Raw genomic sequence first — 13615 nt, 5'->3', positions numbered from 1 at the left:
TCAGGGGCGTCTGTGCGGTGATCAGCCGTGCTTGGCGCGGCTCGCGGTGCGACCGCGCTCCTTCTGGTCCAGGACGACCTTGCGGATGCGCACGGCCTCCGGGGTCACCTCGACGCACTCGTCGTCGCGGCAGAACTCCAGGGACTGCTCCAGGGAGAGCTTGCGCGGCGGGACGATCGCCTCGAACGAGTCGGCCGACGAGGACCGCATGTTCGTGAGCTTCTTCTCCTTGGTGATGTTGACGTCCATGTCGTCGGAGCGCGAGTTCTCGCCGACGATCATGCCCTCGTACACCTCGGTGCCGGGCTCGGTGAACAGCACACCGCGCTCCTGGAGGTTCGTCATCGCGAACGCGGTGACGGCGCCGGAGCGGTCGGCGACGAGCGAGCCGTTGTTACGGGTCTGCAGGTTGCCGAACCACGGCTCGTGGCCCTCGTGGATGGAGTGGGCGATGCCCGTGCCGCGGGTCTGGGTCAGGAACTCCGTGCGGAAGCCGATGAGGCCGCGGGACGGGACGACGAACTCCAGGCGGACCCAGCCGGAGCCGTGGTTCGACATGTTGTCCATGCGGCCCTTGCGGACGCCCATGAGCTGCGTGACGGCGCCCATGTGCTCCTCGGGGACGTCGATCGTCATGCGCTCGACCGGCTCGTGGACCTTGCCGTCGATCATCTGGGTGACGACCTGCGGCTTGCCGACGGTCAGCTCGTAGCCCTCGCGGCGCATCTGCTCGACCAGGATGGCGAGCGCCAGCTCACCACGGCCCTGGACCTCCCAGGCGTCGGGACGCTCGGTCTCCAGGACGCGCAACGAGACGTTACCGATCAGCTCGCGGTCGAGGCGGTCCTTGACCTGGCGGGCGGTGACCTTGCGGTCCTTGACCGCGGACTTGGCGTCCGCGCCCTTGCCGGTGCCGCCGCGGCCGACCAGCGGCGAGGTGTTGGTGCCGATGGTCATGGAGATCGCGGGCTCGTCGACCGTGATCAGCGGCAGCGCGACCGGGTTCTCCGGGTCGGCCAGCGTCTCGCCGATCATGATGTCGGGGATACCGGCGACGGCGCAGATGTCACCGGGGCCCGCGACCTCGGCGGGCTTGCGGGTGAGCGCCTCGGTCATCATCAGCTCGGTGATGCGCACGTTCTGGATCGAGCCGTCGCGCTTGATCCACGCCACGGTCTGGCCCTTGCGCAGCTCGCCCTGCTCGACGCGGAGCAGCGCGATACGGCCGAGGAAGTTGTCCGCGTCGAGGTTGGTGACGTGAGCCTGGAGCGGCGCGTCCTCCTCGAACGTGGGGGCCGGGATGTGCTCCAGGATCGTGGAGAAGAACGGCTCCAGGCTGGTGGAGTCCGCGGGGACCGTGCCGTCCTCGGGCTTGGTCAGCGAGGCGATGCCGTCACGGCCGCAGGCGTAGACGATCGGGAACTCGATCTGCTCCTCGTCCGCGTCCAGGTCCAGGAACAGGTCGTACGTCTCGTTGACGACCTCGTCGATCCGGGAGTCCGGGCGGTCCGTCTTGTTGATGCACAGGATGACGGGCAGCCGCTGCTGGAGCGCCTTGCGCAGCACGAAGCGGGTCTGCGGCAGCGGGCCCTCGGAGGCGTCGACGAGCAGCACGACGCCGTCGACCATCGACAGACCGCGCTCGACCTCGCCACCGAAGTCGGCGTGGCCGGGGGTGTCGATGATGTTGATGGTGATCGGCTCGCCGCCGTCCTTGGGGTGGTACTTCACCGCCGTGTTCTTGGCGAGGATCGTGATGCCCTTTTCACGCTCCAGGTCGTTCGAGTCCATGACCCGGTCGTCGACGGAGTCGAGCTGGTGAGCGGCGAACGCGCCGGCCTGCTTCAGCATGCCGTCGACGATGGTGGTCTTGCCGTGGTCGACGTGGGCGACGATGGCGACGTTACGGATGTCGTGGCGCGTGGCCATATTGCGGCGTACTCCCGGAGTTGAGGAATGCCCTGCGCGGACGTCTGTGTTGCGCGGGCCCTGCCGGGCTGGACACGCCACGGCCTCACCCCATGGTACGTGGCCCTGCGGGGGACGGCCTCCGCAGGGCCAAACAGCAGGTGGGAGGGGGTTCAGCTCTTGGTCGGGCTGGGGGAGACCGCCGCGCCCTTCTTCAGGAAGCCCATGTCCTCGTAGACCGGGGTGCGGAAGCCGAAGGCGCCCGCGTTGACCAGGTTCTTGCGCGCGCCGACGAGCTGGGGGCGCTGGTAGAGGGGGATGGAGGAGGCGGTCGCCCAGATGCGGGAGTCGGCCTTGCGGAGCAGGTCGCGCGCCTGGTCGGCGTCGAGCGTGGCGGCGGCCTGGTCGAAGAGCTGGTCGACCTGGTCGGTGCCGATGCGGGTGTAGTTCTGCTCGATGTTCACCGAGCCGTCGGCGGCCGGGGCGGGCTTGGCGTAGATCGGGCGGGCGTCGGTGGCCGGGAAGGCGGTGCCGGGCCAGGAGTACAGGGCGAGGTCGAAGTCACCGGCCGCGATGTGGTCCTTGAAGTAGCTCTCGTCCGGGACCTTGGTGATCGTCGTGCGGATGCCGACCTTCTCCAGCATCGCGGTGATCTTCCGGGCGACGGTGTCCAGGGTCTGCGAGCCCGCGCCCGAGGGGAGCACGAAGCGCAGGTTGAGCGCCTGGCCGTCCTTGGCGAGCGGTCCGGTGACGGCGCCGGCCGGGGCCGCGGTGCCCTTCGGGGCGTAGGCACCCGGGGCGCCGCCCTGCCCTGAGTACTGCTTGCCGTCCTGGGCGAGGTCCCGGCCGCCGTCCTCGTGACCGTTCTTGCCGTCGGAGCCCTTGCCGTCGGACTTGTCGTCGGCGCCCTTGCCGTCGGACTTCCCGGGGTGCTTGTTGTCCTCGCCGACGACGTACTCGCCGTCCTTGCCGCCCTCGGACTCGTCCTCGCCCGCCTTGGTGGCCTCGGCGCCCGCCGCCTTGTCCGGCTTCTTCTCCTTGACCGGGCCGCCCGGCACCCAGCCCGCCTCGGAGAGCAGCGCCTCGGCCTCCTTGGTGTCCTGGCCGCCGAGGGCGTCGCTGCCGTCGGCGTAGTCGGGCTGTCCGGCGAGCGCGAGGTGGCTGCCGACCGGTACGGCGGGCAGTCCGAGCGGGGTGAGGACGAGCTTGGCCAGCTCCGTGCGGTCCAGGGCGCGGGCCACGGCCCGGCGGACCCGCTCGTCGGAGAGGAGGCCGCTCGCGCCGTTCATGGCGAGCTGGGTATAGGCGGGCTCCAGCGACTTGCGGACGTCGTAGGAGCGCAGCGCCTCCTGCTCGTCCAGGTACCGGGTGATCGCCTTGCGCAGCGTCTTCTGGCCCGCGTGGACCTTCTCGGACTCCAGGCCGTGGGCGAGCGCCCAGGAGCGGAGCTTCTTCGCCGAGGTCTTGCCGCCGCCCTGGAGCGGGCTGCCCGCGCCGTTGCCGCCGCTGGCGGAGCCGATGCGCTGGGCGTCGGAGGCGTCGATGTCCGCGACGTCGACGGTGCCGTCGGCCAGCGCGGTGGTGCGGTCGGTGCGGGGCACCGCGTGCAGCACGATCTGGTCGAGCTTGGCGGGCTCGCCCCACCAGCGCGGGTTGCGGGTGAGGACCACGTCCTTGGCGGCGGTGTCGACCTTGCCGACCTTGAAGGGGCCCGCGGTGGTCTTGAGCTGGCGGCGCGCGCCGTCGTTGAAGGCGTCCGGGGTGCCCATGACGTCCTTCGGGTACAGCGGGGAGAACAGCGACTTCCAGTCCGCGTAGGGGCGGGAGAAGGTGACCCGGACCTGGAGGTCGCTGGCGCCGCGCTCGATCTTCTCGATGCGGTCGTACCCGGCGTTGCGGGCGGTCCAGAAGGCGGTGTTCTTGCCGGACAGGGCGCGCCACTGGGCGACGAAGTCCGCGGCGCCGATCTCCCGGCCGTCGCTCCAGACCGCCTGCTGGTTCAGCTTGTACAGCACGACCTGGCGGGGCTCGGTCTCGATGACCTTGGCCGACTCCAGATAGGCCGGGTTGGCCTCGGGGGCGCCGTTGGCGTCCAGGCGGAACATCGAGGGCAGGACGGCCTGGGCGACGCGGGTGGTGCCCGCGTCGGCGTCGGCCTGGTAGGCGTTCAGGGTCTCCGGCACCGCGTCCACGGCCCACTTCAGGGTGCCGCCCTCGGCGACCTGGGTGCGGGCGGCGAGGGCGATGTCCTGCGGGGCCAGGGGACGGTCGGCCTTGTCGTCGGAGCCGCATCCCGACAGGAGGGGGACCGCGAGGGCGCCCGCGGTGAGGAAGGCGACCGCGCGCATGACCGCGCGCAGGCCGACGCCGTCGTGGGACATCTGTGCTACCTCCGGGAAGCCGCGGACGTGGAGATCACTTGTGGCGGTATATGGAGCTGATCAGATCTTTGGATCCACTGAAAACGACTTTGTCGTTTGATCGCGGGCGACACGGCGGGGGCGTACGACAAGCCCACCCGTGCGGCGCAACCGGCCCCGGCGCCCGTGCGCACCGCGCCGCATTCACCGCTCCCCGCCCACTCGCGGCGCCGCCCGGCCGCCCATACGCTCCGAAAGGTGACCAGCACCCTGGGGCGCCCCCGGCACGCCACGGCACACAGACGCGTGCGGGTGGCGCACGCCCTGACGGGCGGGGCGGCTGCGGCGGTCTGGCTCCTGCTCCCGGCGACGGCGCACGCCCCCGGGCATCCCGTCGCTGCCCCGCCGACGGTCTCGGCGACCGTCCCGGCGCGTGCGGACACCTCCCCCGCCGGGACCACCCGGACGGCCGTGGGCTTCGGCGCGGCGGAGCGGGACGGTGCGGCCGTCGACCTCGCCCTGCCGCTCGTCGTGGCCGTCGCCGCCGTGCTGGGCGCCGGGTACGGCTATGTACGGCGCACCCGGCGGCTGCGGACCCGTACGACCCCGGCGGTGCCGCCCTCGGCCCCGCCCGAGCCGGGCACCGGGGAGCTGGAGCGGCGGGCGCGGGCGGCCCTGGTGGACGCCGACGACTGGGTACGGGCCTCGGCGGAGGAGCTGTCGTACGTCCCGGAGGCGGAGGGCGGGGCGGCGCGCGAGGCGCTGCGCGCCGCCGAGACGGAGCTGGCGGCGGCGTTCGCCCTCTTCCACCGGTGCGCGGAGGGCGTCCCCGAGGACGCGCACGCCCGGCGCCAGGCCCTGGCCGGGGTGATCGGCCGGTGCGAGGAGGCCGGGCGGCGCCTGGACGCGCAGGCGCCCGCGCTGGACCGGCTGCGGGGGCTGGAGCCGGGCGCGCCCCTCGCGGTCGCGGAGCGGCGCTTCCGTGAGCTGACGGCACGGGCGGCGGCGGCACAGGGCACGGTGGCGGCGCTGCGGGAGCGGTACGGCGTGCGGGCCGACCGCTGTACCGAAGTGGCCTTGGACCGGCTGGTGTTCGCGACCGCCCGGCTCAACGAGGCGCGTCGTGCGGTCGATGCGGGCGACGGGCGGGCGGCGGCCCGTCAACTCCGCGCCGCCGAGGGCGCGATAGCCCAGGCGGGCGTCCAGGTCGACGGCGTGGAACGGCTCGCGGCCCGGCTGGCCGAGGCGGCCGGGCTGGTCCCGGCCGCGCTCGCCGCCGCCGAACAGGATCCGGCGGCCCCCGCCCGGGCCGAGGAGGTGCTGGCCGCCGTACGCGAGGTCCCGGGGCCGTACGACCCGCTGGAGGCGCTGCGCCGGATCACGGGGGCCGTGCGGCGGCCGGGGCAGGCGCGCGCGGAGGTGCTGCACGAGGCCGCGCGTCTGGTGGCCGAGTCCGCCGTCGACGAGGCGGCGGACTACATCGCCGTACGGAGGGGCGCGGTCGGCGTCGACGCCCGCACCCTGCTCGCGGCGGCCCGGCAGGCGCTCGCGGCGCGCGACCGGGAGGGCGAGCACGACGCCGAGGCGGACGTCCTGGCCCGGCGCGCGCTGGAGTCGGCGGAGGCGGACGTGGGGGCGTATCCGGCCCCGTACGCCGAGGAACCCGGGCATCCCGCAGGGCTCGCCGGTGCCGTGCTCGGCGGGGTGCTGCTCGGCGCGGAGCCGGACGGCGGGCCGCCGGTGAGCTACGGCGGCCCGGCGACCCGGGACCGCCGCGGACTTCCCTGAGCCCGGTCAGAACAGGCTCAGCAGCGCCTCCGCCGGGTCCGTCAGCGTGCTCTCGGCGCCCGGCAGCGGGAGTTCGAACCACACCGTCTTGCCGCGCGGGGTACGGCGCGAGCCCCAGGCCGCGCTGAGCAGCCCGACCAGCTGGAGCCCCCGGCCGCCCTCGTCGGTGTCGCGGGCGCGCCTGCGGCGGGGCTGGACGAGGCCCGCGTCCCACACCTCGCAGACCAGGGTGCGGTCGAGCAGCAGCCGGAGTCTGATCTCGCCCTCGCCGTACCGCAGGGCGTTGGTGACCAGCTCGCTGACCAGGAGTTCCGTGGTGTCGACCAGGGGCTCAAGGTCCCAGGCGAGCAGCTGGGCGCGGGCGTACTCGCGGGCGCGGCCCACGCTGCGCGGCTCGCGCGGCAGGGTCCAGTCGCCGACGGACTCGGCGGGCAGGCCCTGGACGCGGGCCAGGAGGAGGGCGATGTCGTCCTCGCCGTGCCGGGTGTCCAGGCTGTTCAGGACGTGGTCGCACACGTCCTCCAGGGGACGTGCCGGGTCGGTGAGCGCGCCCACGAACGCCTGCAGCCCCTCGTCCAGCGGGTGGTCTCGGGACTCGACCAGGCCGTCGGTGTAGAGGGCGAGCAGGGCGCCCTCGGGGAGTTCGACCTCGACCTCCTCGAAGGGCTCGCCGCCCACGCCCAGCGGCATCCCGGGCGGCACGTCGAGCATCAGCGCGCTCTCGCCGGGCTCCACCAGGACCGGGGGCAGATGGCCCGCGTTGGCGAAGGTGCAGCGCCGGGTGACGGAGTCGTAGACCGCGTAGATACAGGTGGCGAGGTAGACCTCGCACAGGTCGGCGTCGCGCGGCTGGCGGGCGGCGCGGGTGGCCTGCTGGACGTTGCCCGAGGTGCCGAGGCCGCGGGCGATCTCGTCCAACGCCGAGAGGACTTCGGCCGGTTCGAGGTCGAGCAGGGCCAGGGTGCGCACCGCGGTGCGCAGTTCGCCCATCGCGACGGCCGCGCGCAGACCGCGTCCCATCACGTCGCCGACCACCAACGCGGTGCGGTGTCCTGGCAGTTCGATGACGTCGAACCAGTCGCCGCCGACCTCGGTGGCCGCGTTGCCGGGCAGATACCGGCAGGCGATGTCCAGGCCTGACGCCTCGGGGTCGTCGGGCGGGAGCAGGGACCGCTGGAGTATCAGGGCGCGTTCGTGCTCGCGGCGGTACAGGCGCGCGTTGTCCATGCAGACGGCGGCGCGGGCGGCGAGTTCGACGGCGAGGTCCCGGTCGCGGTCGCCGAAGGGCTCGCTGCCCTTGGTGCGGGCGAACTGCACGATCCCGACCACGGTGTCGTGCGCGACCATCGGCACGGCCAGCGTGGACTGCACGAGCCCGCCCTCCTCGGCGGGCACGCGCTGCGGGCGCGCGGTGCGCAGGGCGTCCGCGCAGGGCGAGTTGAAGGGGAAGCGGTGGACCGCGCCGACCTCGACCGGTTCGCCCGAGCCGCCGAAGGGCACGTCGGAGACGGCGCTGGCAAAGGCGACCCGGCGCAGTTCGGCGCTGCCGTCCGCGAGGCCCGGCGGGGTCTCGTCGCCGGTGAGCAGGCCCTGGCAGAGGTCGACGGTGGCCAGGTCGCAGAAGCCGGGGACGACCACGTCGAGCAGTTCGCGCGCGGTGGTCTCCAGGTCGAGGCTGTTGCCGATGCGGGCACCGGCCTCGTTGAGCAGGGCGAGGTTGCGCCGGGCAGCGGCGGCCTCGCGGGCGGCGGCGCGGCGGGCGGTGATGTCGGTGCCGAGCCAGGCGATGCCGATGGGGCGTCCGCTGCCGCTGTAGACGCGGTAGAGGTTGATCGACCAGTGCCGCCGCTCGTCGGAGCCGGGCACGAAGCCGGTGACGTGCATGTCGGTGATGGACTCGCCGGTCTCCATCACCCGGCGCAGGGTGGCGGCGACCCGGTCGGCCTCGGCGCGCGGGAGGTAGTCGTGCACCCCCTTGCCCCGGTGGTCGTCCGGTGTCCCGCCGAAGATGGACGCGAACCGCTGGTTGGCCCGGCGGACCGTCAGATCGTCGTCGATCAGCAGGAAGCCGAAGGGAGATTGACCGAAAATCGCCTGCGAGGCGGCCAGATCGGTCTCGATGCTGCGCAAGGTGCGGATGTCCACGACGATGCAGACGGCGGCGTTCTCCCCGTCGGCGGTCTTCGTGGGCATGACGTAGACCTCGGCAAGCCCCTCCTCGCCGCGCGTGCCGTCGTCCCGGTCCGGCATGCGGAAGGGGACCACACCGGTCCACTCGCGGCCGTCCAGGATCTCGGCCATCTTGCGGTGGCCGCGGGCGTGCAGGTCGGGGTCGACGAACGCCTCGATGGGGTCCATGCCGACGGCCCGTCCGGCCGGGACGCCGAGCAGCTGCTCGGCGCGCAGACTCCACTGCTCCACCAGTCCGCCGGGGCCGATGGAGAAGGAGGCCACCTTGATGTACTCGTAGATGGAGCCGGGCGGGCTGCTCTGCCACAGGTCGGCGGACGGTGTCTCACCGCGCGTGGCGGCAGCCGCGACCTCGCTCCTCGCGCCGTCCGACGGGTCCTCGGACTCCGTGGCCTTCGCTGGTATCTCGCTCACGCGAACCGTCCCCTCCAGCTCACCGCGTCCGGCACCGGTCACCGGGGGCGGCTGCCCGCAGTATCCAGCACTACGGCGCCGTAGGACACGGTGTTCACGATCACAGCTCGGTGCGGGTGAGTTCCGGACCGGGCCGCGACAACACTTCCACTCTTCTAACCAGGGAACACGTCCTCGAATCACCCACACGGGCAAGCATCGTCCGCGGGGTGTCCGGCGCCACCGGCGCACGGTGCGACGCGCCCCCGGTTCACCCCGGCACCACGAGTTCGAACCACACGGTCTTTCCGGTCTCACCGGGACGAGTGCCCCAGCGGTGCGAGGCGCCCGCGACCAGTTGCAGCCCGCGACCGCTCTCGTCCTCGGGGCGGGCGATCCGCTCGCGCGGCGGGTCGGGCAGCGGGTCGGAGACCTCGACCAGGAGGGAGCCGTCGAGTCCGGACGGGCGCACCAGGCGGACACCGATGGGTCCGGTGGCGTGCCGCAGGGAGTTGGTCACCAGCTCGCTGACCAGCAGGGCCGTCAGCTCGGCGAGAGAGTCCAGGTCCCAGTGGCGCAACTGGCCGCGGACGGCGGCGCGGGCGGCGCGCACCGCGCCCGGCTCCGCGGCGAACGTCCACTCGGCGCGGTCGGCTCCGGTGTCGTTCACGGATCACTTCCCAGGCCGGCGAGCCCACCCATGCCCGTTTTCATGGGGTCAAGGGCGATATACCCGCATTTCGAGGGGTGGTACCGCAGGAGCGGGCGCACTGTGGCACGAACGGCGTATCCGGAGCGGGGCGCACGCCGGAGCCCCGCTCCGCCTCAGCCCTCGGTGGACGCCGTGCTTCCGTGCGCGGTCGGGGCGCCGAGCCGAGCGGCGACCTCACGGACCGCCGGGACGTCCTGATCCAGCCAGGGCACCTCCCACAGCCGGTCGGGGGTGAGCCAGCGCAGTTCGTCGTGGTCCTGGAGCGGGCGCGGCCGTGCCGAGCCGGGGCGCAGCCGCGCCGTCCACACGTGCAGGACATAAGGGGGTTTCAGGGGCCAGTCCCCCGGGACGCGTTCGACCGCGTCGGCGTCGACGCCCAGCTCCTCGCGCAGTTCGCGCACCAGGGCCTCGTCGGGCCGCTCGCCGGGCTCGACCTTGCCGCCGGGCAGCTCCCAGCGCCCGGCCAGTTCGGGGGGCGCGCTACGGCGCGCGGCGAGCAGCCGTCCCTCGTCGAGCAGGGCGGCACCCACCACGATCCGTGCGTTCATGAAGGGGAGCCTACGGGCTCAGGTGCGGGTGGTCTCCCCGCTGCGCCCGATGTGCTCGACCCAGTAGAGCCGTTTGCGGCCGTCCCCGTCGAGGCTGTCGGCGATCCGCTCGGCCTCGGCCCGGGTGGCGTACCGGCCGACCCGGTAGGTGTTGCCGTTGTCGTCCTGCCGTATCACGATCCAGGGCAGGACGATCGCACCCTCACTCATCGCCCCCACCGCTCCCCTTCGCACCGCCCCACCCGCTTCCGGTCCCGGGCTCCCGACGCACCCCGCCTAAGGAAACCGCAATACGCATATGCCCGAGCGTACGCCCAACCTTCACCCTGCGAATACGGCTTTTCACGAAGAGGTACGCAACCGGCCAGAACACAGGGGGGCGCACACGAGCGAACGCGCCCGGTCGGCGCGGAAGTGCCGCAGCACGCGGGGCAGGCGAACAGACCTTCGATCACCTGGGAAAACGGCCGGATCGCGGTGCGCACGCGGACACCTGACGAAGGGCCGGCCGACGGGGGCCGGCCCCTGGGGGGCGCATGGAGTGTGCGCTACCTCACGGGGAGGTGGTACGCGACCTGGTACCGATCGGCCGGAATCACCACGTCGGCCGTCTCCACCGGGCGGCCCGAGGCGTAGTACGTCCGCTGCACGACGAGGACCACATGGCCGGGCACCCCGCCCAGCAGCTGCAGCTCCTCGGCGAGGCCGGGGCGGGCGCCGACCTCCTCGGTGACGTTGTCCACGATGACGTCGATGGCGCGCATCCGCTCGACCACGCCCATCCCGCCGAGCGGGCCCTCCTCGGGGAGCATCACCGGGGTGCGGCCGGTGAGGGCGAGCGGTTCCCAGGAGGTGGAGAGCATCATCGCCTCCCCCGCCTCCCGGAACAGGTACTTGGTGCGCATGACCCGCTCGCCGCACGGGATGCCCAGCCGCTCGGCGACGACGGCGTCGGCCTCGGACTGCTCGCTGCTCGACTCCCAGGTGCCGCGCGCCGCCGCGTCGGCCTGCTCCTGCCGGAAGGGCGTGGCCCCGCCCGCCGGGCGGTACCCGGAGCGGGACACGCGCCGGGGCACCGGGCGCTCGCGCACATAGGTGCCCGACCCGGAGCGGCCCTCGACCAGACCCTCGGCCATGAGCACCTTGCGGGCCTCGAGCGCGACGGTGTCCGAGACGCCGTACTCCTCGCGGATGCGGGCCTGGGACGGGAGGCGGGTGTGGGGCGGCAGTGAACCGTCGACGATCTTCTTGCGGAGATCTCCCGCGACGCGCAGATACGCCGGCTGCTCACCGAAAGTCACTGGCCGCTCCCATCAGGTTGTACAGACAGCAACAGCCTGGCAACCCTGGGTTGTGCCGTGCAAGCAAAGGCCAGAGAATCACTCGAAGTGATGACATGGCGTCGGGGAGAGCCACACCCAGGGGCTTTCCCGCCAGGGCCCCCGCTATGACTCCCCGCTCCGGCGGCGATCACACCTCCGGGGCCGTACCCGGACCGGCGTGCCGGGCGCGTCGGGGTGTGCACGGCGGGTGTCCGGGAGGGCGCAAGCGGACGTACCGGACTCCGGTCCGGTGCACAGACCGGACAGGTACGGTGCTCCTGGGGCGGACCGCCCCGGAACGCGGCGCGAGGACCCTGACCGGCAGGGGCGGAGTGGGGGCACGGCAGTGGGCGGAGCGGCAGTGGGGGGCACCGGCGTGGGCTCCTGGACCGGGCACGACACGGTGCGCGCGGTGAACGGGCTGACGGCGCGGTGGGCGCGGGAGGCCCCGGCCGACGGCACGGTGTTCTCGGCGGCCGGGGCGTGGCCCCTGCTGGCCTTCCTCGCGGACGGCGCGGGCGGCCCGGCGCGGGCCGAACTGGCCCAGGCCCTCGGGGTGCCCGCCGAGCACGCGGCGGCTGCCGCGCGCGGGCTGCTGGCGGCGCTGGACTCGGTCTCGGGACTGGACGCGGCCCTCGGCCTGTGGGCGCACCAGAGCCTGCGCTTCCGCGAGGAGTGGCGCGGGGGTCTGCCGGTGGGCAGCCACGGGGTGTTCGGGGACGACCTGATCACGGCTCAGGAGCGGCTGGACGCGTGGGCGGTCGAGCGGACCGGCGGTCTGGTCGAGCGGATGCCGGTGACGCTGACGCGTGACGCGCGGATGGTCCTGGCGAGCGCGCTCGCGCTGCGGACGACCTGGCGGCAGCCGTTCACCGACACCCTGCTGGCCCCGGAGTCCGGCCCCTGGCAGGGCCGCAGGCTGCGCGGGCTGCACCGCAGGAGCGTCCGCCCGGACCGGGTGGGTGTCGCGGGCGCCCCGGAGGGCTTCGTCACCACGCTGACGGTGCCTGGCGACAACGGCATCGACGTCCAGCTGGTGCTCGGCGAGGAGCGGATGACGCCGGGCCAGGTCCTCTCGGCGGGCGTCGGCGTGGTGGAGCGTACGGTCGCGGTGACGGCCGGGGGCGCGCTGCCGTTCGGGCACGTGGGTCCGGGGCTGCACGTGGAGTCGCAGCCCGCGAGCGAGCCCGAGCCGATCGCGCTGGACGTGCGGACGGTGGCGTACGAGGTGCGGACCGACCACAACCTCCTCGACCAGCCCGGCCTGTTCGGGCTCACCTCGGCCACGACGGTGCCGGGGTCGCACTTCCCCGGGATCAGCGCCGCCCCGCTCGCCATCGGCGCGGCCCGCCAGTCGGCCGTGGCCCAGTTCGGCGCGCTCGGCTTCCGCGCGGGCGCGGTGACGGCGGTGCTGGCGAGGCCGGGCGGGATACCCGAGTACCGCTACGAGACGACGGTGGTCCGCGCGGTCTTCGACCGCCCCTTCGCCTTCCTCGCCGTCCACCGCGAGAGCCGGCTGATCCTGACGGCGGGCTGGGTCACGGAGCCGGTGCCGTACCCGGCGATGGGGCTGGGCGGCGGTCCGACGGGGCTGTGAGGTTCCCGAACTCCCTTACCCGTCAGGTTTTTTGTCAGAAGACGAGCGGTTCGGCCCGCTGCTCCCCCTCGGGTTCCTGACGCCAGATGGCGATCGTCAGGGCGATGGCGAGTGCCGCCGGTGCCGACCAGATCGCGGGCATCGCCCACAGCGGCAGGTCCAGCTCGATGGCGACGACAGCCGCGATCACCCCGGCCACGGTGAGACCGGCGGCCAGGGCGGCCGTCAGCTTCGGTCCGCGCCGCCATCTGTGCTCCGTCGGCCGCCGCAGCCGCGCGGCGCAGGCCACCGCGAGCAGCAGACAGGACGGCCCGCAGACCAGGATCATGGCGATATGGCTCTCGGGCAGCGTGTCCGGGCTCGCCTCGGTGACCTGGGTGGCGCCACCGGCGGATATCCGCACCAGTCGCCCGCGCCAGATCGTGCCGGTGACCCGGTCGCCGTCGCGCAGCCCGGACAGCACCGGCCCGTCGTCACGGAACTCCGTGTGCCACGCGGTGCCGCCCTTCGAGGTGAGCGTGGCATGGATGCCGTCGCCGCGTCTGCCGGACCACAGGTGGATGCCGGAGACGGTGAACGGCGCACGCCACAGGCAGTCCGCGGGCACCCTCGGCACCGACCGGCAGGCCACCGCCTCCTTGAGCGCCCGGTCGCGCTCGACGGCCCGGGGCAGTTCGAGACTGACGAGCGTGAGCAGGACGAGCCCCACGACGGCGCACAGCAGCGTGATGACGGCCACCGCCACGCTGCCGTATCTGCCGACCCGGCTGTATCCGGTCCGACCGTCGCTCACGGAT

10 protein-coding genes are annotated in these 13615 nt (G+C 73.4%); 2 read left to right on the top strand and 8 right to left on the bottom strand.

The window, feature by feature from the left end; translation table 11 throughout:
• Positions 1-21: 21 nt before the first annotated feature.
• Together typA and B079_RS0102980 are read right to left on the bottom strand one after the other, a co-directional pair.
• Positions 22-1929 carry a translational GTPase TypA gene (gene typA, locus B079_RS0102985; protein WP_018544289.1) on the bottom strand — a complete coding sequence of 636 codons (1908 nt, stop codon included), beginning with the start codon at positions 1927-1929 and terminating at the stop codon, positions 22-24.
• 152 nt (positions 1930-2081) lie between these two features.
• Positions 2082-4289, bottom strand: coding sequence for an ABC transporter substrate-binding protein (locus tag B079_RS0102980; protein ID WP_018544288.1), 2208 nt, complete (start codon positions 4287-4289; stop codon positions 2082-2084).
• A gap of 237 nt (positions 4290-4526) precedes the next feature.
• Between B079_RS0102980 and B079_RS0102975 the strand changes: the two genes are divergently transcribed.
• On the top strand, positions 4527-6056 hold the full coding sequence (locus tag B079_RS0102975) for a hypothetical protein (protein WP_026248294.1): 1530 nt from the start codon (positions 4527-4529) through the stop codon (positions 6054-6056).
• Between the two features lie 6 nt (positions 6057-6062).
• Here B079_RS0102975 and B079_RS0102970 read toward each other — a convergent pair whose 3' ends face one another.
• From B079_RS0102970 to B079_RS0102950, 5 genes are all read right to left on the bottom strand, one after another.
• Complete coding sequence (locus B079_RS0102970) at positions 6063-8660, bottom strand: SpoIIE family protein phosphatase (protein ID WP_018544286.1); 2598 nt, start codon at positions 8658-8660, stop codon at positions 6063-6065.
• Positions 8661-8910: 250 nt separating this feature from the next.
• Positions 8911-9309 carry an ATP-binding protein gene (locus B079_RS0102965; RefSeq protein WP_018544285.1) on the bottom strand — a complete coding sequence of 133 codons (399 nt, stop codon included), beginning with the start codon at positions 9307-9309 and terminating at the stop codon, positions 8911-8913.
• Positions 9310-9464: 155 nt separating this feature from the next.
• Positions 9465-9899, bottom strand: coding sequence for a (deoxy)nucleoside triphosphate pyrophosphohydrolase (locus B079_RS0102960; RefSeq protein WP_018544284.1), 435 nt, complete (start codon positions 9897-9899; stop codon positions 9465-9467).
• An 18-nt stretch (positions 9900-9917) separates the two neighbouring features.
• On the bottom strand, positions 9918-10109 hold the full coding sequence (locus tag B079_RS0102955) for a hypothetical protein (RefSeq protein ID WP_018544283.1): 192 nt from the start codon (positions 10107-10109) through the stop codon (positions 9918-9920).
• A gap of 338 nt (positions 10110-10447) precedes the next feature.
• Entirely contained in the window at positions 10448-11200 is a 753-nt protein-coding gene (locus B079_RS0102950; RefSeq protein ID WP_018544282.1) for a GntR family transcriptional regulator, read from the bottom strand.
• 382 nt (positions 11201-11582) lie between these two features.
• Between B079_RS0102950 and B079_RS0102945 the strand changes: the two genes are divergently transcribed.
• Positions 11583-12818: a serpin family protein gene (locus B079_RS0102945; protein ID WP_018544281.1), complete on the top strand. Its 1236-nt coding sequence runs from the start codon at positions 11583-11585 to the stop codon at positions 12816-12818.
• A gap of 34 nt (positions 12819-12852) precedes the next feature.
• On the opposite strand, the gene B079_RS0102940 is transcribed toward B079_RS0102945, so the two are convergent.
• Positions 12853-13611 carry a hypothetical protein gene (locus B079_RS0102940; RefSeq protein ID WP_158684935.1) on the bottom strand — a complete coding sequence of 253 codons (759 nt, stop codon included), beginning with the start codon at positions 13609-13611 and terminating at the stop codon, positions 12853-12855.
• Positions 13612-13615: the final 4 nt, after the last annotated feature.

Origin of the sequence: Streptomyces sp. LaPpAH-108, assembly GCF_000373625.1 — a bacterium.
Classification (GTDB): domain Bacteria; phylum Actinomycetota; class Actinomycetes; order Streptomycetales; family Streptomycetaceae; genus Streptomyces.
This window is presented reverse-complemented; position numbering and strand designations above follow the sequence as displayed.

Bases quoted from the DNA above. Each gene is read 5' to 3' on its own strand.
- typA (WP_018544289.1), bottom strand. From the start codon at position 1,929: ATGGCCACGCGCCACGACATCCGTAACGTCGCCATCGTCGCCCACGTC.
- B079_RS0102980 (WP_018544288.1), bottom strand. From the start codon at position 4,289: ATGTCCCACGACGGCGTCGGCCTGCGCGCGGTCATGCGCGCGGTCGCC.
- B079_RS0102960 (WP_018544284.1), bottom strand. From the start codon at position 9,899: ATGAACGCACGGATCGTGGTGGGTGCCGCCCTGCTCGACGAGGGACGG.
- B079_RS0102955 (WP_018544283.1), bottom strand. From the start codon at position 10,109: ATGAGTGAGGGTGCGATCGTCCTGCCCTGGATCGTGATACGGCAGGAC.